This window comes from Hymenobacter seoulensis, from assembly GCF_054780535.1.
Genome location: NZ_BAAGWD010000001.1, coordinates 892,760 through 910,206 on the forward strand (window position 1 = coordinate 892,760; position 17,447 = coordinate 910,206).

The 17,447-nt window shown below is 56.8% G+C and carries 16 protein-coding genes; 7 read left to right on the plus strand and 9 right to left on the minus strand.

Annotated features, from left to right (window positions below):
• The first annotated feature begins 7 nt into the window (after positions 1-7).
• The gene (locus tag ACYVHC_RS03855; protein WP_460612348.1) at positions 8-1,108 is read left to right on the plus strand and encodes a mechanosensitive ion channel family protein; all 1,101 of its coding nucleotides are present in this window, start codon (positions 8-10) and stop codon (positions 1,106-1,108) included.
• A gap of 112 nt (positions 1,109-1,220) precedes the next feature.
• Positions 1,221-1,793, plus strand: coding sequence for a GNAT family N-acetyltransferase (locus ACYVHC_RS03860; RefSeq protein ID WP_460612349.1), 573 nt, complete (start codon positions 1,221-1,223; stop codon positions 1,791-1,793).
• 99 nt (positions 1,794-1,892) lie between these two features.
• Here the strand turns inward: ACYVHC_RS03860 and ACYVHC_RS03865 are convergent, their stop codons facing one another.
• Positions 1,893-2,627 carry an SDR family oxidoreductase gene (locus tag ACYVHC_RS03865; protein ID WP_460612350.1) on the minus strand — a complete coding sequence of 245 codons (735 nt, stop codon included), beginning with the start codon at positions 2,625-2,627 and terminating at the stop codon, positions 1,893-1,895.
• A gap of 347 nt (positions 2,628-2,974) precedes the next feature.
• On the opposite strand from ACYVHC_RS03865, the gene ACYVHC_RS03870 reads away from it, so the two are divergent.
• Both ACYVHC_RS03870 and ACYVHC_RS03875 read left to right on the plus strand, forming a co-directional pair.
• Positions 2,975-3,475: a hypothetical protein gene (locus ACYVHC_RS03870; protein ID WP_460612351.1), complete on the plus strand. Its 501-nt coding sequence runs from the start codon at positions 2,975-2,977 to the stop codon at positions 3,473-3,475.
• A 445-nt stretch (positions 3,476-3,920) separates the two neighbouring features.
• Positions 3,921-5,444, plus strand: a complete 1,524-nt coding sequence (locus ACYVHC_RS03875; RefSeq protein WP_460612352.1) for a malate:quinone oxidoreductase — start codon at positions 3,921-3,923, stop codon at positions 5,442-5,444.
• Positions 5,445-5,531: 87 nt separating this feature from the next.
• Here the strand turns inward: ACYVHC_RS03875 and ACYVHC_RS03880 are convergent, their stop codons facing one another.
• The 4 genes from ACYVHC_RS03880 to ACYVHC_RS03895 form a co-directional block, all read right to left on the minus strand.
• Positions 5,532-6,635, minus strand: a complete 1,104-nt coding sequence (locus ACYVHC_RS03880; protein ID WP_460612353.1) for an SPL family radical SAM protein — start codon at positions 6,633-6,635, stop codon at positions 5,532-5,534.
• A gap of 116 nt (positions 6,636-6,751) precedes the next feature.
• Complete coding sequence (gene ctlX / locus ACYVHC_RS03885; protein ID WP_460612354.1) at positions 6,752-7,678, minus strand: citrulline utilization hydrolase CtlX; 927 nt, start codon at positions 7,676-7,678, stop codon at positions 6,752-6,754.
• Positions 7,679-8,028: 350 nt separating this feature from the next.
• Positions 8,029-8,673 (minus strand): class I SAM-dependent methyltransferase, encoded by a 645-nt coding sequence (locus ACYVHC_RS03890; protein ID WP_460612355.1) that lies wholly within the window; start codon positions 8,671-8,673, stop codon positions 8,029-8,031.
• Positions 8,674-8,961: 288 nt separating this feature from the next.
• Positions 8,962-9,153, minus strand: a complete 192-nt coding sequence (locus ACYVHC_RS03895; protein WP_460612356.1) for a cold-shock protein — start codon at positions 9,151-9,153, stop codon at positions 8,962-8,964.
• 616 nt (positions 9,154-9,769) lie between these two features.
• Here ACYVHC_RS03895 and ACYVHC_RS03900 point away from each other — a divergent pair.
• Positions 9,770-10,348 (plus strand): hypothetical protein, encoded by a 579-nt coding sequence (locus ACYVHC_RS03900; protein WP_460612357.1) that lies wholly within the window; start codon positions 9,770-9,772, stop codon positions 10,346-10,348.
• Between the two features lie 30 nt (positions 10,349-10,378).
• Here ACYVHC_RS03900 and ACYVHC_RS03905 read toward each other — a convergent pair whose 3' ends face one another.
• Both ACYVHC_RS03905 and ACYVHC_RS03910 read right to left on the minus strand, forming a co-directional pair.
• Entirely contained in the window at positions 10,379-11,197 is an 819-nt protein-coding gene (locus ACYVHC_RS03905) for a hypothetical protein (RefSeq protein ID WP_460612358.1), read from the minus strand.
• A 204-nt stretch (positions 11,198-11,401) separates the two neighbouring features.
• Positions 11,402-11,830 (minus strand): BLUF domain-containing protein, encoded by a 429-nt coding sequence (locus ACYVHC_RS03910; RefSeq protein ID WP_460612359.1) that lies wholly within the window; start codon positions 11,828-11,830, stop codon positions 11,402-11,404.
• A 788-nt stretch (positions 11,831-12,618) separates the two neighbouring features.
• Between ACYVHC_RS03910 and ACYVHC_RS03915 the strand changes: the two genes are divergently transcribed.
• Positions 12,619-13,560 (plus strand): NmrA family NAD(P)-binding protein, encoded by a 942-nt coding sequence (locus ACYVHC_RS03915; RefSeq protein WP_460612360.1) that lies wholly within the window; start codon positions 12,619-12,621, stop codon positions 13,558-13,560.
• Between the two features lie 98 nt (positions 13,561-13,658).
• On the opposite strand, the gene ACYVHC_RS03920 is transcribed toward ACYVHC_RS03915, so the two are convergent.
• Positions 13,659-14,738 carry a DUF5694 domain-containing protein gene (locus tag ACYVHC_RS03920; RefSeq protein WP_460612361.1) on the minus strand — a complete coding sequence of 360 codons (1,080 nt, stop codon included), beginning with the start codon at positions 14,736-14,738 and terminating at the stop codon, positions 13,659-13,661.
• A gap of 594 nt (positions 14,739-15,332) precedes the next feature.
• On the opposite strand from ACYVHC_RS03920, the gene ACYVHC_RS03925 reads away from it, so the two are divergent.
• Entirely contained in the window at positions 15,333-16,175 is an 843-nt protein-coding gene (locus ACYVHC_RS03925) for an ion transporter (protein WP_460612362.1), read from the plus strand.
• Positions 16,176-16,235: 60 nt separating this feature from the next.
• Here the strand turns inward: ACYVHC_RS03925 and ACYVHC_RS03930 are convergent, their stop codons facing one another.
• Positions 16,236-17,438 carry a DUF1624 domain-containing protein gene (locus tag ACYVHC_RS03930; protein WP_460612363.1) on the minus strand — a complete coding sequence of 401 codons (1,203 nt, stop codon included), beginning with the start codon at positions 17,436-17,438 and terminating at the stop codon, positions 16,236-16,238.
• Positions 17,439-17,447 lie beyond the last annotated feature (9 nt).

Here is a 17,447-nt window from a genome sequence, read left to right on the forward strand (position 1 = left end):
TGCACCTATGACTGAATTCTTTACTGACCTGGAAACCCTACGCCGGATTCTGCACACCGGAGGCGTAGTGGTAGGCAGTTTACTTGCGGGCTGGTTTCTGAAAAAAGTGTGTTTCTGGCTACTGGCGGCCTATAACCGGCGCGAGCCAACGCCGCTGGCTACCTCCGTACTTCGGCACCTGAGCCAGCCTAGCAATTGGTTTTTTCCGGTGCTGGTGCTTTCGTTTATGCTGCCGCTTACGGCCCTGAATGCGCGCCCCCTGGAAGTGGCCCGGCGCCTGGTAGAAACGGGCCTGCTGACCACCTTTGCCTGGGGCCTGGTGAAAACCGTGGATGTGGTAGAAGACCTGGTGCTGCACCACTACCGCCTCGCCGACGACGATAACCTGCAGGTTCGCAAGCTGTTTACGCAGTTGCAGTTTGTCCGGAAGCTGGTGGTTTCACTTATCATCTTTGTGGCCGTTGCGCTGGTACTGATGAGCTTTGCCACAGTGCGCAAAATCGGGACGGGACTGCTCACCTCGGCGGGTATTGCGTCGGTTATCGTGGGTTTTGCGGCCCAGCGCTCCATCAGCAACCTGCTGGCCGGCTTCCAGATTGCCTTTACCCAGCCCATTCGGCTGGATGATGTGCTGGTGGTAGAGGGCGAGTGGGGCCGGGTCGAGGAAATTACGTTTACCTATGTGGTGTTGCGCATCTGGGACGAGCGGCGGCTGGTATTGCCGCTTAACTACTTCATTGAGAAGCCATTCCAGAACTGGACGCGCACGGCCTCGCAGCTACTAGGCACCGTGTTTCTGTATACCGATTACACCGTTCCGGTGGACGCCCTGCGCGAGGAGCTGAAACGAATTGTGGCCGAAAATCCGCTTTGGGACCAGCGGGTGTGCGTGCTGCAGGTCACGGATTCCAAGGAGCGGACCCTGGAGCTGCGGTGCCTGGTAAGCGCCTCCAACTCCAGCCGCGCCTTTGATTTGCGCTGTGATGTGCGCGAGAAAATGGTGCACTTTATTCAGCAGCACTACCCCCACGCGCTGCCCAAAACCCGGGCCCTCACCGAGGCCACCGACCAGCCGTTTACCGCCGCCAGCAGCTCAACCATGGAATAGGAAATTCGGATGCGGGAACTCATCCGTTAAGCTCTACCTTAGCAGATTGGGAGCCCATCAAGGAGCGGTGCATACGCCGCTTTTGGTTTGATGGCTCTTCGTTTTTTGCTTCATGATTCAGCTCGAATACTTCACCCCTGCCGATTTCTCCCAACTCATTTCTTGGATTGACTCCCCGCACCTGCTCATGAACTGGTCGGGCCCGATGTTCAACTACCCCCTCACGGCGGACAAACTGGAGTGGTACATTCAGGACACCAACGATGTGGCCGCTTCCGATGTATTTATTTTTAAGGCCATCGACAGTACCACCAGCCGCGTAGTGGGCCATATTTCTCTGGGCAGCATCAGCCAGAAAAACTCCTCGGCGCGCATCAGCCGGGTGTTTATTGCCCCCTCGGAGCGCGGCCGCGGCCTGGCCAGCCGCATGTTCACCGAAACCCTACGCTTCGGCTTTGAGCAGCTCAGCCTGCACCGCATCGACCTGGGGGTGTATGACTTCAACGAAGCCGCCATTCGGGCCTATACCCGGGCCGGCATGCACGCTGAAGGCCGCTCGCGCGACATTCTTAAGTACGAAGGCGAATATTGGAGCCTGATTGAGATGAGCATGCTGCAGCACGAGTGGCGCGCCCTGCATCCCACCAGCCAAACGCCGGTAGGTTCAGCACCAGTAACCACCTAGTAAATTAGAAGCACCCGGTTACTTTTTACTAGGTTGCCACAACACGAAAAGGCCGACGAAGCGCATGCTGGGTCGGCCTTTCTGTTGCCCTGGTAGCTGTTAGCGGTTATTAATCAGCTGAAAGCGGGCATCAAGTTGCTGGCGGGAAGCCTGCCGGATTTCTTCCGAGGTTCCGTAGCCCACTTCCTCCTCGCCGGCGGCCAGGCGTTGCATCACGGAGTCAGCAAAGTCATGTACGGGCACGCCAAAGGTGTGCAGCCCGGCCCCACCCAGGTCGGTGTTCACGGCGGGCGGCACTATTTCCAGCACCTTAATGGGTGTAGCAGCCAGTTGGTGGCGCAGTGACAGTGTGAAGGAATGCAGGGCCGCCTTGGTGGCGCTGTAAATCGGGGCCGAAGCCATGGGGGCAAAGGCCAGCCCCGAGGTGACGTTGATAAGTACCGGGCGCTCCTGCTGTAGCAAATGCGGAATAAACAGCGTGCTCAGGTGAATGGGCGCCTCCACGTTTATCACCAGCTCCTGCCGGCGGGTTTCCCACTCTTCCTCCTCAGTAAGTTGAAAGCGACGCTGAATGCCGGCGTTATTTATTAGCACGTTCAGGCGCGGAAACTCCTGCTGCACCCACGCCAGCAAGGCCACCCGTTCGGCAGCCACCGCCACATCACAGACCCGCGTGTGCAGGCCCGGGAGCTGCTGCCGGGCTTCCTGTAGCTTGTCCTCGCGCCGGCCCACCGCCAGCACGGTGCTGCCCGCTCGCATAAACCGCTCCGCCAAGGCCAGCCCAATACCGGAGGCGCCGCCTGTAATCAAAACCGTATTTCCTGCCAGATTCATACCTCAAACCGTTTGTAAAACCGTTGCAGCGCCCTGCAGGCAATGCAATGCCACTTAGGAGCACAGTAATCGAATGGCAAACGGGGCGTAGTCATTTTGGTTGAGCTACCGGGGTAGCACACCCTTCCGCCCCTGATGCCTAAATGTTGCTACTGCTAATAACGCCGCAGGAACGCTTTTTACTACGGTTCAGCCGCTGGCGGAGGGTAGTGGGGCACAAAAGCCAATATTTTACTCGTATTGCCCCGTGCTTTTCTGTACCTTCCCACTTTCTAATTCAGGTCACTGACCTGCTTTGGCTTAGGTGTCCGCGCATGAAGCACTGCCTTGTCTTTCTTTTGCTCCTGTTGAGTGCTGCTCCGGCTACGGTGCTGGCTGGTACGGGCGTACCTCCTAAATCGGCGGCGGCGCTGGAGCGGGAAAAGGAGTTGGCTATGGATTTGCGCTCGGCATGGCTGGGCACGCCCCTGCGGCGTTTTCAGCACCTAGTGCCTGAACGGCGCGCTACCCCCTCCTCCATCACGTACTATTCCCGCCCCGATGAAGCCCTGAACGTGGGTGGTTTTCAGGTAACGGGCATCAGCTATGGCTTTTACAAAGGGCTGCTGTGCTGCATTGAGCTGCGGGTGCTGGGCGCTACCAATTGCCAGGGCATCCAGACGCTGCTTGCCCGCACCTACGGGCCAAGCCAACTGGCCGCCACTCCTAGCCAGCAGTGGGTTAACCCGCAAGTACGGCTGGTATACACTGAAATGCCGAAGGGCTTTGCTACGATTGTAGTAGCCAGCACACCGCTGGTAGCCCAGTATCAGGCCGAACGCCAGGCTGCCATCAACGAAGCCGCCTAGCATACTAGTGTGCCGGGTATTTGTTCTGGGAGCGTTGCACATTTTTCCCTCAGAACATGAAACACGATGAACTTGAAGACCGGCAAAACCGGGTGATTTATACTTTCATGGTGGTTATAGCTGCAGCCGCACTTGGGTTTGCCCTATGGCTCCGGGCACTCCATCCCTAGCCCCTGCTCACCTTGCAACCTCATTACTTCGCCTGGCGTCACGCCAGGCGTTTTTGTTTGTGGCATTTTGGCCAATAAGGTGGCATGACAGCAGAACAGTACAGCCAGCGCTAGTGAAATACCACGGAACAGAGTTGCTCGGCTGGCTGTTGTAACCGCCAATCAATCAGCACTACCAAGGTGGTTGATGGAAAGTCAGCAGTAGTTTCTTTTCAAACAAAGGCTACTTTTTCTGACTTTACCCGTACTTCGTAAGTCCTATTTCTGAAATACGCATGAGCACTACCGATAGCGCTGCTCCTCTCACCGCCGATGTGGTGCTGATTGGAGCCGGAATCATGAGTGCAACCCTGGGCCTGATGCTCAAGGAGTTGCAACCCGACCTCACTATTGCCATTTTTGAGCGGCTCGATGTAGCCGCCGCTGAAAGCTCCGATGCCTGGAACAACGCTGGCACCGGCCACTCGGCTTTTTGCGAGCTAAACTACACGCCTGAAAAGGCCGATGGCAGCATTGATATCAGCAAGGCCATTAAAATTGCCGAGCAGTTTGAGCAGTCCAAGCAGTTCTGGTCGTATCTGGTAGAGAAATACCAGGTGACGGGCGTAACGCGCTTTATCAACCACATTCCGCACCTGAGCTTTGTGTGGGGCCCGAAAAACGTGGAATTCCTGCGCAAGCGCCACACCGCGCTTACGCAGTCGCCGCTGTTTGAGGGCATGAAGTTCAGCCAGGACCGTGCCGAACTCTGCGACTGGATGCCGCTGGTAATGGAAGGCCGCGACCCGCAGCAAACCGTGGCCGCCACCCGCATGGACCTGGGTACCGACGTCAACTTTGGCTCCCTGACCCGCGGCATGTTCAACCTGCTCCAGCAGAAGCCCGGCGTATCGTTCTACTTCCACCACGACGTGGATAAGCTCCGCCGCAAGGACGACGGCCTCTGGCGCGTGAAAGCCCAAAGCCTCACCGATGATACCACCGTCAAAATCCGGGCGCCGTTCGTATTTATCGGGGCGGGCGGCGGCTCCCTCCCCCTGCTCATCAAGTCGGGTATTCCGGAAGGCAGTGGCTTTGGCGGTTTCCCCGTGAGCGGACAGTGGCTGAAGTGTATTAATCCTGAAGTTATTGCCCGCCACCACACGAAAGTGTACGGCAAGGCCTCCGTGGGTTCGCCGCCCATGTCGGTGCCTCATCTCGATACCCGCGTGATTAACGGCAAGCAGGAACTGCTGTTTGGTCCCTATGCGGGTTTCAGCACCAAATTCCTCAAGAAAGGCTCGTACTTAGATTTGCCCCTTTCGGTGAAGCTGAGCAACATGCGCCCCATGATTATTGCGGGCCTGAAAAACATGCCGCTCACCAAATACCTCATCAACCAAGTGCGGCAGTCGCCGGAAGACCGGCTGGCGGCTTTGCGCGAGTATCTGCCCGAAGCCCGCGGCGAAGACTGGCAGCTAGAAACCGCCGGCCAGCGCGTGCAGGTCATCAAGAAAGATGCGAAGGAAGGCGGCGTGTTGGAGTTCGGCACGGAGGTAGTAGCCGCATCTGATGGCTCCATTGCGGCGCTGCTGGGCGCCTCGCCGGGTGCTTCTACGGCGGTTAGCATTATGGTGGGCCTAATTCAGCGGTGCTTCCCGGAGCGCGCCCGCACTCCCGAGTGGCAAGCCAAGTTCCAGGAAATGATTCCTTCCTTTGGCAAAGACCTGAACCAGGAGCCACAGCTGGTAGAAGAGCTTCGTGCCCGAACTAATGTGGTACTAGGTCTAACGGAGGTTCCAACCCCAACGCAGGCCTAGTAAATCAGTACCGCCACCAAAAAAAGCCCGCCAGATGTAGTTCTGGCGGGCTTTCTTACTTTTCACGAAACAGGCCTCAACCGCGCTTTACGTCCAGTACAGCAGGGGAGCACTGGGAAAGCGCAGTTGCCATTCCTCAGCAAAAAATTGCTTGAGCGTGCGCATCTCATCAGGCTGATACACGAATTTGGTACCACCAAACTTGTTACGCTTTACGGCGCGCGAGGCCTCCTCCAAATCGAGGGTAGTGTTCGGGTACCACTGCATCAGCACCTCTTTGGAGCCGGGCGTAAAGCGGTGGGTTATGCATTCGGCGGTAAGGTCGCAGGGAAAGTCCAGGATTTCGGCTAAGCGGTCAAGCAGGTCGCGGTACTCCTGCTGCCAGCCCGGCATCGGCATAATAGGAGCCAGCACCACGCCCACCGGATAGCCCCCACCACCCTGCTCTGCAGGAAGGGCCAGCTGGCGCAACGCCTTCAGTCGCGCTGCCACCGAGGCCGTTCCTCCTTCCAGCCGCCGCACCGCCGACTCGGCGTTCAGGCTGATGCGGGCCCTAGTATGCCCGTGGTGCGGCAACTGCAGCAGGGAATCTACCTGATCGAACTTGCTTACAAAACGAAGCCTAGCCCCTTCCCGCTCGCCATAATATCGGATGCACTCGGCCAAGCTGCCTGTCAGGTGCTCAATGCCAAGCACATCGGTATAGCAGCTCACTTCAAAGCTGGTCAGTCGGTTGGGCTGCTCATAGGCGGCCGTGTTCTGCAAAAGCTGGGGCAGGTTAGCGAATACCTTCACCACCGGCGCCCCCGATAAGCTGCCTGCCAAGTAGCAGTACTGGCAGTGAGCCGGGCAGCCTTCCGCCAAGTTCATCTGCCAGTCGGCGGAAGGTGGCGTGGGCTGCAGCCGCAGGGCGCCGGGTGGGGCGCACACCACCGCCAAGGTACTTTTGGCGCGGCGGTACGTATCCCGGGCATCGTCGCCGCGCACGCCGGTCAGGCGGTTGCTTTTCAGCAGCTCTACTTCCAGCCCGTGGGCCGTAACGCGCTCTAAAATCTGTTGGCCAAACGGCTGCTCCAGGGCATCGGGAGTGAACACCACGCGTTTGGGCAGCCACACTTTGGCGGAGTGCGTACGCGGCTGAGGCGCCGCCGGAAGCAGGTCAAGAGAAGGAAACAGCTGGGGTTCGGTCATAGCTAGTTACAACACCCAAACCGCCCTTATAGCTCCCGTAAACCCTAAATTCCGGCAGGATTACCGTGCTTTTATTGGGTAGCACAGTTGCCTTTTGCCAGCTCACGCCCGATGCGCTACGAGGCCCGCGCCGGCAGAAAAATCTCGGCCAGCATGCACCGCGCACTACCGCCTCCGATGCTCTCAATGGTTGGGATAGACAACGGCAGTAGCTCGGCGTAGCGGGAGAGTTGCTGGCGCTGCTTATAGGTTAAGGCGTTATAGGCGCTCTGCGACATAGCCAGCAGCTCGGGGCCGGTAGAGGGCTGCAGCGTGAGCATATTGCCCGCAAAAGCCCGCACCTGTTGCAGCGTAATATCAATAATGTGGTGGCCGGTTTCGGTGAGGGAGGCTTCTACAGCGGCGCGCTCTTTCGCATCCCGGATGCTCTCCAGGCAAATAACTGCAAACTGGGCTCCTACGCACATCATAACATTAGTGTGGTAGATTTCCTGACCCAGTGCATCGCAAGAGCGAAAAGGGACCGGCCGATATCCTAGCGTTTCACACACCTGCTCAAACAAGCCTAGCTCCGTCCGGGCCGACAACCCAGCGTACGCAACGCGGTGCACATGGTCGAAAATGATGCTGCCTGTGCCTTCCAGAAACTTGCCTTGCTGCTCGAAATCGGATAAATCAAGCACCTCTCGGATAGCAAACTGCTCGCCCAGTGCCTCCAAAATATCGGGGCGGCGCTCGGGACGGCGGTTGGGGGCACACATAGGGTACAGCAGCACCCGGCCATCGGGATGAAAGGTACCCCAATTATTAGGGAACACAGCATCCGGGGTGTGCGGCTCCGGCGTATCATCGAACACGAGGGTCTGGATGCCCCGCCCCCGCAACGTAGCCACTACCGCATCAAACTCGGCAAAAGCCCGCGTCTGTATTGCTTCATCATCCAAGCCAGCCAAAAACCGCTGAAAATGGTTGGACCAGGCTGTTTCAACGTTGAACGCAAAGCGAGTGGGCCGAACCAGAAAGACCGTATTGGTAGATTGCATGAGGTGGGTGCGCGGTATAGAAGCTCAAATATCTAGCATTTACCCCACGTTTCCTTTAAGTATAATATTTTTACGAATACTATTTTACAAATATGGCCTTAAAACACACCATTCATTGGTTTTGTGTTAATGTTTGCTAATGCCGTTTTAAGCAAAATAGTATGGAAGCCAAATCTTCATTCATGCTTTATATCGCACTTAATCAACTATTAACTCTATTTACCCAAACACAGGGCTTATGGGTGAAGAAACCTGATTTTGACTAAACAAGCCTTTTTATAATTTTTGAACTATACCAGTATTTATTAAAATATTATTCTCTATGAGATAGTGGTTTTTACACTAGGGCCTCAGGGCTTGGCAACCCTGCCTATTACGGCATACAACGGGTTGGAGGCGCCATGTGGTCTGGGGCTGCGGTCGAGTAGCTTGATGGGGTTCCAATTTCCGGCCGCTTCCAGGTATCGCCGCACTAGTGCCAGGTGGCCTTGGCTATCGAGGGTGTGCCAGGCGGCAATTGCTTTGGTGGGAAAGCAGCGGTTGGAAAACGTAATGACCAGCGGCGCTTGTGGGCGCAGCACTCGCGCCAGCTCCTGCAGCACTTGCACCGGCTGCGTGAGGTAGTCAATGGAAACGCAAATGGCTGCCCCGTCAAAGCTATTAGTGCTGAAGGGCAAAGCAGGCTGCTGGTTGAGGTCTTGCACAACGGCAGAAGTCAGCCTTGGATTGGCGGCCAGCTCTTCGGCGTTCATGCCTAGCCCTACTACTTGCTTAAAGGGTACCTCAGCTGGCAAATGGCTGACCCAGCTGCTCATCAAGTCTAGTAGCTCGCTACCCGCCGGGAAATATTCGCGGTACAGTTGGGTCACGGCCTCAATTGCGGCAGCATCAAGGTGCGTTACGAAGCGCGGCTGCTGGTAAAACAGAGCGTCCGGCGTTTCATCGGCCCGGCGGAAGGTATGAGCGGGAAAAGCAGATTGGTGCTCGTCGTGCATGAAAAAGCGTTTACAAAGCCTGAAAAACCATTTCCTTATACTTGACTGCTTGTTTGTTGCTCCGCACTACCTGGCATCACACAACCAGCCATGATGTTACCAAGCATCACGCGTTAAAAAGGTTTTGGCGGGCTAGCATCTGCTGCGTAAGGCTGCTACCAAAGCCACTTTTACTCTAGTTTAGGCCTAGTGAAAGGCTCACAGGCTGCTTCGCGCACCAGATATAGGCATAAAAAAAGAAGCATGCCCTAAGGCATGCTTCTTATCTTCTACGAAGGAGAAGGTCAGTTAAGCGCGACGCACTTTAACAGCGTTCAGCCCTTTACGGCCTTGCTCTACTTCGAACTCAACCTTGTCGTTGTCGCGAATTTCGTCAACGAGGCCGGTTACGTGTACAAAAATGTCTTCGCCAGTTGCGGCGTTGTTGATGAAACCAAAGCCTTTGGTTTCATTGAAAAATTTTACGGTTCCTGTCTGCATGATGCTAGGAGTGAATGATGATGAAGCAACCAGCAGCGAAACCCTATTGTTAATTCAACACGCGAATTAATGATAGTGACACGAGGCGATTTGCCTTTAACGATGTAAAGATAGGCTTTATTTTTCAAACCCCCTCCCCTACTCTCAGTATGGCCGCTCTACCCCACTGCTTCCACTAGTGTAAGCACGTAGCCAAATAGGCATCGCCCGCATTACATTCACTTCATTATCAATCAGTTCACCGTCCTTGCATTGCAGTTGATGTGGCGTAGCAAGTAATTTACCCGGCCTGCTCTCACCCTGGCAATTCCCGGTCTACTAGCCAAGAGGTTGCCTTAAACCTATCAACTGGAGAGTGAAGGTGGGTTGATTGGGGTTCAGGTGCGCCAGTGGCCTAGCAAAAAGCAGTTCTACAGTGCGCAAATAGTACTAAATTAGCTGGGCACTCTATCAAAACGCGCCTTTTTTATCAAGTACTATGCGGTGGTTTATCCTACTTCCTTTGATTTTATCAGGCGCGGTTGCGCAGGCACAACAGGCTAATATTGAGCAGGTAGGAGCTGCAGGGCAATCGAACCTTAACGCATTGGGTACCGGTGCGGCAGCCCCTATCTATATGGGGCGTACCGATGGCGTTGAGGGCTCGCCGTACGCAGATAAGCGCTGGCTCCAGGCCAACCTGACGATGAGCAACCAGGTGCCACTGGCGCCGGTACCACTTAAGTACGATGTGCTGAATCAGCGCCTCATCATGCGCAAGGTGGGCACTTCTACAGATTCCATTCAACTGGATGATAGGCTGCTGCTCAGCTTTGTGCTGCAGGAGCCCGCCACGGCTACCAGCCCGGTGCGCAGCAGAGTATTTCGGCGCTTTACTGAGGCCCCCGTGCAGCAGCACCGCACCCAGTTTGTGGAAGTGCTGCACGAGGGCAAGTACGTACTGCTTAAGCAACACCTGAAGGCCGTGCGCAAGGCTCCCGTACGTTCCGGCTACGGAGTTGATGTCCAGTCGGCGCAGGTAGAGGACGTATCGGTGTACTATGTGCGCCGGCCGAATGCCGAGGTGGTTCCGGTGAAGCTGAACATGAAAAGCCTTACGGCCGCCGCTCCTGCACTAGCCCCCGCCCTAAAGGGGCCCAAGCTGACCACGGAAGCAGACTGGGTGGCGCGGCTGGCCCAGGCTGACCCAAAGTAGCAGGCCGGCATCATTGCTACCCCTGCGCACTTACCGAACCGGGCGCAGGGCGTCTTTGCGCATCCAGCCGGTGCTGGTCACGTTCTCCCAGTTCGTGAACGTCACGTATACCGCCTCGCCGCGCTCCTCTCCCAACCTTACTTTATCGCCGCGCACGCAATGGGCTTTGCGGGGCTGACTTAGATCAGCGGAATTGTAGAAGTATGATTTGGCCGCCTGCACTACCGCTGTTTTGGCATTGGCTATGCTAGCTCTGGGGGCTGGAGCAGGTGCTTCTTTGGGCGGTTCCATTTCATAGCTAAACTCAGTGGGCTCAGTGCTTGCAGCGGGCTTGCGGTCAACTGGGCGGGTGCGGTTTTGCGCTTCCATGGTGCTGGGGCTGGCGGCCAGGCGTCCAAGCTCAGCAGCCTTCAGCCACCCCGTAACCGTAGCGCCGTTCGGTGTTTTGAATCGCGTCCTGACGAAGCCGTCTTGCTGCTCCTCACCATACAGCACGTCGCCCCGGAGTAGGTATCTGCCGTTGGGCTTGGTATGCTTTGGCGAGTCGTAGAAGTAGGCCGTTTCCACTACCACGCGGTAGCGGTTTTCCGCACGCATTGGGTGGTCTACTTCGGTTCTATCATCGGGGTTTGGGGCAGGGGCAGTAGTAGCGTTCTGGTCTTCTCGAGGGGTAGTGGCTGCATCGGTCCGAAGCTCGGAGCTGCGGCTGGATTTCTCATCGGAGCAGGAAGCCAGCAGCGCAGCCCCCAGCAGAAGGCCGCGTACCAGTGTGCGGGCAGTGGGTTTGGCCTCTGAAGGGAGGTAGCCAAACCCGAAGGGGTGGTCTGCAGCGAAGGGAAGCTGGCTCATGGGCGCGTGGGGTTGGGTAGCAGCGGTTACTTTCCTTAGCGTACGTAGGTTCAGGCCCCGGGTAGCTTACTGTGGCGCTTCATAATACCCCCAAGCCCAACACTCCGCCTGGCGCTACAACGAAAAGCCCGCGCTCAGGCTCCCTTTAACTGCTATGGAATGCGGCCGATGCGTGCCACCCGTGCGCCTGCCGTCTGGGCAGCGCTAGTACTGCGACTCGGCGTTGACCACAAACGACTTGAGCAGAATCAGCATTCCTTCTCCAATATCGGGTAGCAGGGCATTCAGAAAGTTGGACCGGTAGGGGTTGAAGTAGCCCTTGAGCCGACTGAAATCTTCATCCGTTAACATCTGAAACCCCATGGACCACTCCTGAAAAACCCGCTTCGTGATGGGCCCGTCGGAAAGGGTCAGGACATTAGTATGGCGGTAATCGGCCTGAATGGTGGTGTACATCTCATGTACCACCTCCTTCTCCCCTTCCAACACCTGCAGGAAGTCGCCATTGCCGTACAGCAGCACACCAGAAATGCCCAACTGGCTGTTGTTAGCGCGTGACTGTTGCAGCAGAAACTTCAGTTCTGCAGGGGTGGGCAGGCCCACGGCATTGCTCTGGTAGACAATATGGTGCACAGCCAACACGATATATCCGGATATGCATGCCCCAACTTAACAAGCCGCGGCGCTAAGAATACATCTTCCTAAGTAAGCTAACGATTCAGAAGCGAACTATCAAGCTCCACCATAAGGCGGTACCAACGGTTCGGCTTCGCAGCTATCCTAGCGCTTGCGAGGCCAGCGAATAAAGTTTGCAGCAACAGAAAACCAGACTCTTTCCGCCTGCCAAATAGCCTACCTTTCGCGTATGAAACAGGCTTTCGTTGCAGCAGTAGTGGTGCTATCGGGTTTTTGCGTTGGCTGTCAGAAGGATGAACCGGCGTAGCTGGAAGGCCGCTGGGTCCAGAAATCCTACACCATCCTGCAAACCTCGTATCTCGGCCCTACACAACCCACCTCCTATCAATCGGAGCCTGGCAACTCCATTGAGATTTCAGCGCAGGACATTGCCTATCGTAGCCCCCGGCTCTCGGGGCCGCTCATTCAGCCGTACACGCGCCAGGGCAAAAAGTTATTTATTGCCGCCGGTATCCTAAACAGCCGAATTGAGACGGTAGAAGAGCTTACCGACCACACCCTGATGCTACGTACGGCGCAGCGCAGCGGCATAGCCCTCCAGGATTCGCTTATCCGGGAGTTTTACTACTCCCGCTAGCCTTCCGGTCAGCGCTACCCCCACAACCTTCCGGCCGGGCCCACGGTATTACCAGCTCTCGGTTGAGCTTGGCCAGGCCCCTAGGGCCCGTTGTGCTGCCAAGTCGCCCGACCCGTTACATAGCTTGACGCCTTACAACCCACTCCTGATGATGGCAGCCCATACGCCTGTTTCCTCCCCCAACACCCCTAGCGAGCCAGCCACCGTGGTCCTGGCGGGCGCTACCGGAGCCCTCGGGTTACTTATTGCCCACCACCTGCGCCAGCGCGGCGCCACGGTGCGGGCTTTGGTGCGGCCCGGCGCCAGCACCAAAGCCGAGGCCACCTCATTGCGGCTGCAGGGCGTAACGGTGGTGGAAGTGAACTACTCCGATGTAACGGCGCTTACCACGGCCTGCACCGGTGCAAGCTGCGTGGTTTCGGCCGTATCGGGGCTGCGCGAGGTGATTGTGGACCTGCAAACGCGCCTACTGGCGGCGGCCGTAGCGGCGGGCGTGCCCCGCTTCATCCCCTCCGACTTCTCCATCGATTTTACTAGGCTACCCGAGGGCTCAAACCGCAACCTGGATTTGCGCCGGGAGTTTCAGCGCCACCTCGACCAGACCCCTATTCAGGCCACCTCCATCCTCAATGGCATGTTCACAGATTTGCTGACTGGGCAGGCGCCGGTAGTGTTGCAGGGCCCACGGCGGGTAGTATACTGGGGCGACGCCGATCAGCCGCTCGATTTCACGACTATGGTAAACACCGCCGAATTCACGGCCGCCGCCGCCCTCGATGCCACTACCCCCCGCTACCTGCGCGTAGCCGGCGAAGTGGCCAGCATCCGTGGGCTGCAGGCAGCTGCTACGGCCGCTACCGGGCAGCCATTTAAGCTGTTTCGGGTTGGAAGCCTAGGTGCCTTCGCTACCGTTATCAAGGTCACGAAAGCCCTGATGCCCGCCTCCGACGACGTATTTCCGCCGTGGCAGGGCATGCAGTACCTGCACAATATGTTTAGCGGCCTGCCCAAACTAGACCCACTGGATAATGCCCGCTACCCCGACATCCGATGGACAGGGGTGCGCGAGGTACTGACGAAGTCGCGGTAACCGGGCACATGCGGTCCGTGTAGCAGCCGCCCAGAATATTCGGGCGTCCTGCGCTGTTGTACGGGGCTGGCGTTTCCAGATCAGGTAGCTACCCCAGCTTAAGGAAGGTCATTGTAGGTTAGCACCCGCACGTTGGGCATGGCTTCAAGCATGCGCTGCATCACCAGACCATGAGCCGAGCCAACAGCTACCATTACCCGGCGGGCTCCCTGCTCCCGGGCCCGTCGCACGATGTTTTCGCACATACCTTGGTTGCGGAGCGCCCACTGGGCTTTCATCTTTTTCACGGCTTCGGTTGGGAAGCCCGGAGCCCCATACAGTGGGGCATCGCCGAAGAAGTTCAGATCGTCGTTGAATTTACCAAAAGCGGGGTCGTTCATGACCTTGTATACTCCCTCCGTGGTTGTGGGCGCGTTTAGGTAATCAAAATAGGCGGGCTTGGCTTTGGCTATCTGCCGAAAAGTGGCCGCCTGCGGCGTCGTGGAATCGACCTTGAAGGCAGCTTGCAGGGTTAAGAATTGGCCGTACGCTTCCCCGGAAGCCTCATTGAAAGCCTCACCGTACCGCTGGCAGTCCATGCTGTAAATCTGGTCCTGGCCTAGCTCCTGCAGCAGCGGGAAGAAAATGCGGTGGTACTCTGTGAGCGGGCGCACCAGCTTGGCCGCTTTATACAAGGAATCGGCAGACCCGAACGCCTGAGTGTAATACGCTTTATCAGCGGGGCTCAAGTTGCTTTTAGAGTTTTGCTCCAGCTGATAAAGCTGATACTCGGCATTGCCCCGGTCGTAGTTGAAGGCGTAGTAACGGGCCAAATTTACGCGCTGTTGGTGCAACTGCGGATTTTTGCGCAGCTGGCGGCGCACGGTCGTAGCCGCCTTGTCATTTAGAGGTGGGGTTTGCAGCTCGCGGCGCTTCAGATATAGCAAACGCCGCTGGTAGGGCGTGGCCTCATACTGGCTGGCTGGCAGTTGCCGGGCATCCTGGGGAGCAAGATATTCGCCAAAAACCAGCTCCGGCCGGTAGGCTTTAAGCTTATTGATAATAGGGCGGTAACTAGCATCAGGGTCACCGTTGTAGTGAGAGGTGCCCACGATGACCACTTCCAAAGGCTTTTGGGCTACGGCCGGGCGGAAAAGCCCACCCAATAGAAGGCTCCACAGAGTAATAATGTTACGCATAAAAACCGCTGATAAAAAAGAACATGATTGTACTATTACTACAGCAATATAGGGGCAGAATGGTAGCACATGCTACAAAAGCCTCGCTACATTTACCGTGGTATAAGCTACTGCCAGTAGCTGTTGATTATAGCTCTAATTCCCATTAAAGGAAAACAAACAGCCGCTCCGGAACTAAGGTGTTGTTTTTTGCCATACAGTGTGCCTGAACTTAGCACCATAAGTGGCAGGGGCAGAAGCTCGGATTCCTTAATCAGATTGTGCAGCAGCTGGATATGGTTGAGAGGCTTTTTAAACTCTCAGAAGGGAAGGTCTGCATAAATTACTCCCTCAGCCATAAATAAGCAGTTTAGCAGACCACCCCTGATTAAAGTATTGGCCCGCAGTTAGTGCCCTACAGAAGCGCCATCTCGGTAGGATAGCGCCGTTCCAGTACAACACAGGTAGGGGCCGCCGCTTGCCAGGTCCAGAACGATAATACCTTGGCTCTATCAAGGTAGTATACACACCAAAATTCGTCTTGCCACGCCCTGTTTGCGTAAGCCCGACATACACAACCGGCCGCGGCAAGGTGCGGCCGGCATCTGCTTCTTTATGGATATACGCCCCCGCGCCACCGCTTCTCCCTGGAAACAAAGGGCTTACAGTATCATCTTTGAGTCGGACACCCGGGCGGGCCAGCTGTTTGATATTGTGCTGCTGGTGGCCATTGTGCTAAGCGTGCTGGCCGTGATGCTGGAAAGCGTCCAGAGCATTAATGCCCGGTATGGTGCGTTGCTGCGGATGGTGGAGTGGATATTTACGGGCCTGTTTCTGATAGAATATGTGATGCGACTGGTGGTGGTGCGGCGGCCTCTGGCGTATGCCTTTAGTTTGCTGGGCATTATCGACTTTCTTTCCACCATTCCTGCGCTGGCGGCACTAGCCCTGACGGGCAGCCGCTACCTGCTCGTGATTCGGACGCTACGACTACTGCGGGTGTTCCGCATTTTTAAGCTGGGGCAGTTTATTGGCGAGGGCGAGTTTATCCTGTCGGCGCTGCGGGCCAGCCGCTTCAAGATTCTGGTATTTCTGAGCTCCGTAGTAACACTGGCGGTGGTAGTGGGCACGCTTATGTATGTGGTGGAAGGCGGCCAAAACGGCTTCACCAGCATCCCAAAAAGCATTTACTGGGCCATCGTGACGATGACCACCGTGGGCTACGGCGATATTTCGCCTGCTACTGTGCTGGGCCAAAGCCTGGCCTCGGTGCTGATGATTATGGGCTACGCCATCATTGCCGTGCCCACTGGCATCGTCTCAGCCCAGATGGCGCAACCCGTTGGTGGCCGGTCCACCGAACCGCCCGCTTTCAAACAGGTAGTGTGCCACGTCTGTCAGGCCCAAAACCACCGCCCCGATGCCGAGTTCTGCTGGCGCTGCGGCGAGAAGCTCTGATTCAGAGTGCACTTAAAAACACGCGTCATACACTAGCCCCTGTTTGGCCGCAAACCTTGCTTACAGGTAAGAAAGCCACCAATACGTGTGCTGCTGCTTGAAGCGCCGGTACCAGCTGCAGGGCCCATACAACAAGGCCACCACAACCGCCCACACCACGTAGGCGCGCAGCAAGCTGGGCTCGTACTCCTTGGGCCAGGAAGCCGATGGCGTAAACCCTAGGTTGATGGGGTGCCCAAACGCCCAGCGCGTCCAGAGCCAGGCTCCGCCACTGATGAGCACCAGATGCAGCAGGTAGTAGAAAAACGGCACTTGCCCAAAGGTTCGGAGCCAGCGGGCCACGCGGTTGTCTGCTGTTTCCAGTTGGCTCAGCAGTAGCAACGATACGCCCAGCATCAATGACACAAACAGCAAGGATGGCGGGTATTTGCTCACATTCAGAAACGACAGCACTGTGTAACCCCAGCCCCGAGGCTGCACGCTCCAGGGCGAGGGGTCGCCGTACCAATTAGTGAAGCGCAATACCACAAATAGCCCCAGTAGGCCCGCGCCAGCCCGGCGTAGCAGTTTTCTTCGTTCGGGCAGCGGTTGCGCAAACCACGGCCCTAGGGCGTATCCGGCCAACAGTACTCCTAGCCAAGGGCCTATGGAGTAGGCCACCAATAGCGGCGGCAAGGGCTCCAGCGTCAGCACAAACGGACTATTATACACCATGGCCCAGCCAGCATTTGCCGGGGTTACAGGCTGCGTAAATGGCAGCGTATCGTGGCCCAGCAGAATAAGCGCGGCCAGCCCTATCAGCACAGAACGAGGCAGCCAGAGCAACCCGGCCAACACCACCATTCCACCCCCAATTACCCAAATCACCTGTAGCAGAATCAGATCATAGCTCCACTGCAACAGCCAGGTAATGAGTCCTACTTCCATCAGCAGCAACCATAGCCCACGCGTAAGTAGAAACCGACTGGTAGCACCCTTGCTCGCCTTTTTCTGCTGTTGCAGCCAAATGCTTACGCCGGAAAGAAACACAAAAGTGGGCGCGCAGAAATGCGTAATCCAGCGCGAAAAGAATAAGAGCGCGGTGGTGTGCGCCATATCTTCGGGCCGAATGGCCGTAGGGCTCCAGAGCTCCCGCACGTGGTCAAGGGCCATAATCACCATCACGAGGCCGCGCACTATATCCACCGCCTGCACCCGTGGCGTGCGGATAAGGCCAGACTCGGGCATGGAGGGGTTTGGGGCGGTGGCGGGGGTAGCGAGCATGGGCGAAGA

Bases quoted from the DNA above. Each gene is read 5' to 3' on its own strand.
- ACYVHC_RS03900 (WP_460612357.1), top strand. From the start codon at position 9,770: ATGGGGCGTACCGATGGCGTTGAGGGCTCGCCGTACGCAGATAAGCGC.
- ACYVHC_RS03915 (WP_460612360.1), top strand. From the start codon at position 12,619: ATGATGGCAGCCCATACGCCTGTTTCCTCCCCCAACACCCCTAGCGAG.
- ACYVHC_RS03930 (WP_460612363.1), bottom strand. From the start codon at position 17,438: ATGCTCGCTACCCCCGCCACCGCCCCAAACCCCTCCATGCCCGAGTCT.
- ACYVHC_RS03890 (WP_460612355.1), bottom strand. From the start codon at position 8,673: ATGCACGACGAGCACCAATCTGCTTTTCCCGCTCATACCTTCCGCCGG.
- ctlX (WP_460612354.1), bottom strand. From the start codon at position 7,678: ATGCAATCTACCAATACGGTCTTTCTGGTTCGGCCCACTCGCTTTGCG.
- ACYVHC_RS03880 (WP_460612353.1), bottom strand. From the start codon at position 6,635: ATGACCGAACCCCAGCTGTTTCCTTCTCTTGACCTGCTTCCGGCGGCG.
- ACYVHC_RS03855 (WP_460612348.1), top strand. From the start codon at position 8: ATGACTGAATTCTTTACTGACCTGGAAACCCTACGCCGGATTCTGCAC.
- ACYVHC_RS03875 (WP_460612352.1), top strand. From the start codon at position 3,921: ATGAGCACTACCGATAGCGCTGCTCCTCTCACCGCCGATGTGGTGCTG.
- ACYVHC_RS03865 (WP_460612350.1), bottom strand. From the start codon at position 2,627: ATGAATCTGGCAGGAAATACGGTTTTGATTACAGGCGGCGCCTCCGGT.
- ACYVHC_RS03905 (WP_460612358.1), bottom strand. From the start codon at position 11,197: ATGAGCCAGCTTCCCTTCGCTGCAGACCACCCCTTCGGGTTTGGCTAC.
- ACYVHC_RS03860 (WP_460612349.1), top strand. From the start codon at position 1,221: ATGATTCAGCTCGAATACTTCACCCCTGCCGATTTCTCCCAACTCATT.
- ACYVHC_RS03920 (WP_460612361.1), bottom strand. From the start codon at position 14,738: ATGCGTAACATTATTACTCTGTGGAGCCTTCTATTGGGTGGGCTTTTC.
- ACYVHC_RS03925 (WP_460612362.1), top strand. From the start codon at position 15,333: ATGGATATACGCCCCCGCGCCACCGCTTCTCCCTGGAAACAAAGGGCT.
- ACYVHC_RS03895 (WP_460612356.1), bottom strand. From the start codon at position 9,153: ATGCAGACAGGAACCGTAAAATTTTTCAATGAAACCAAAGGCTTTGGT.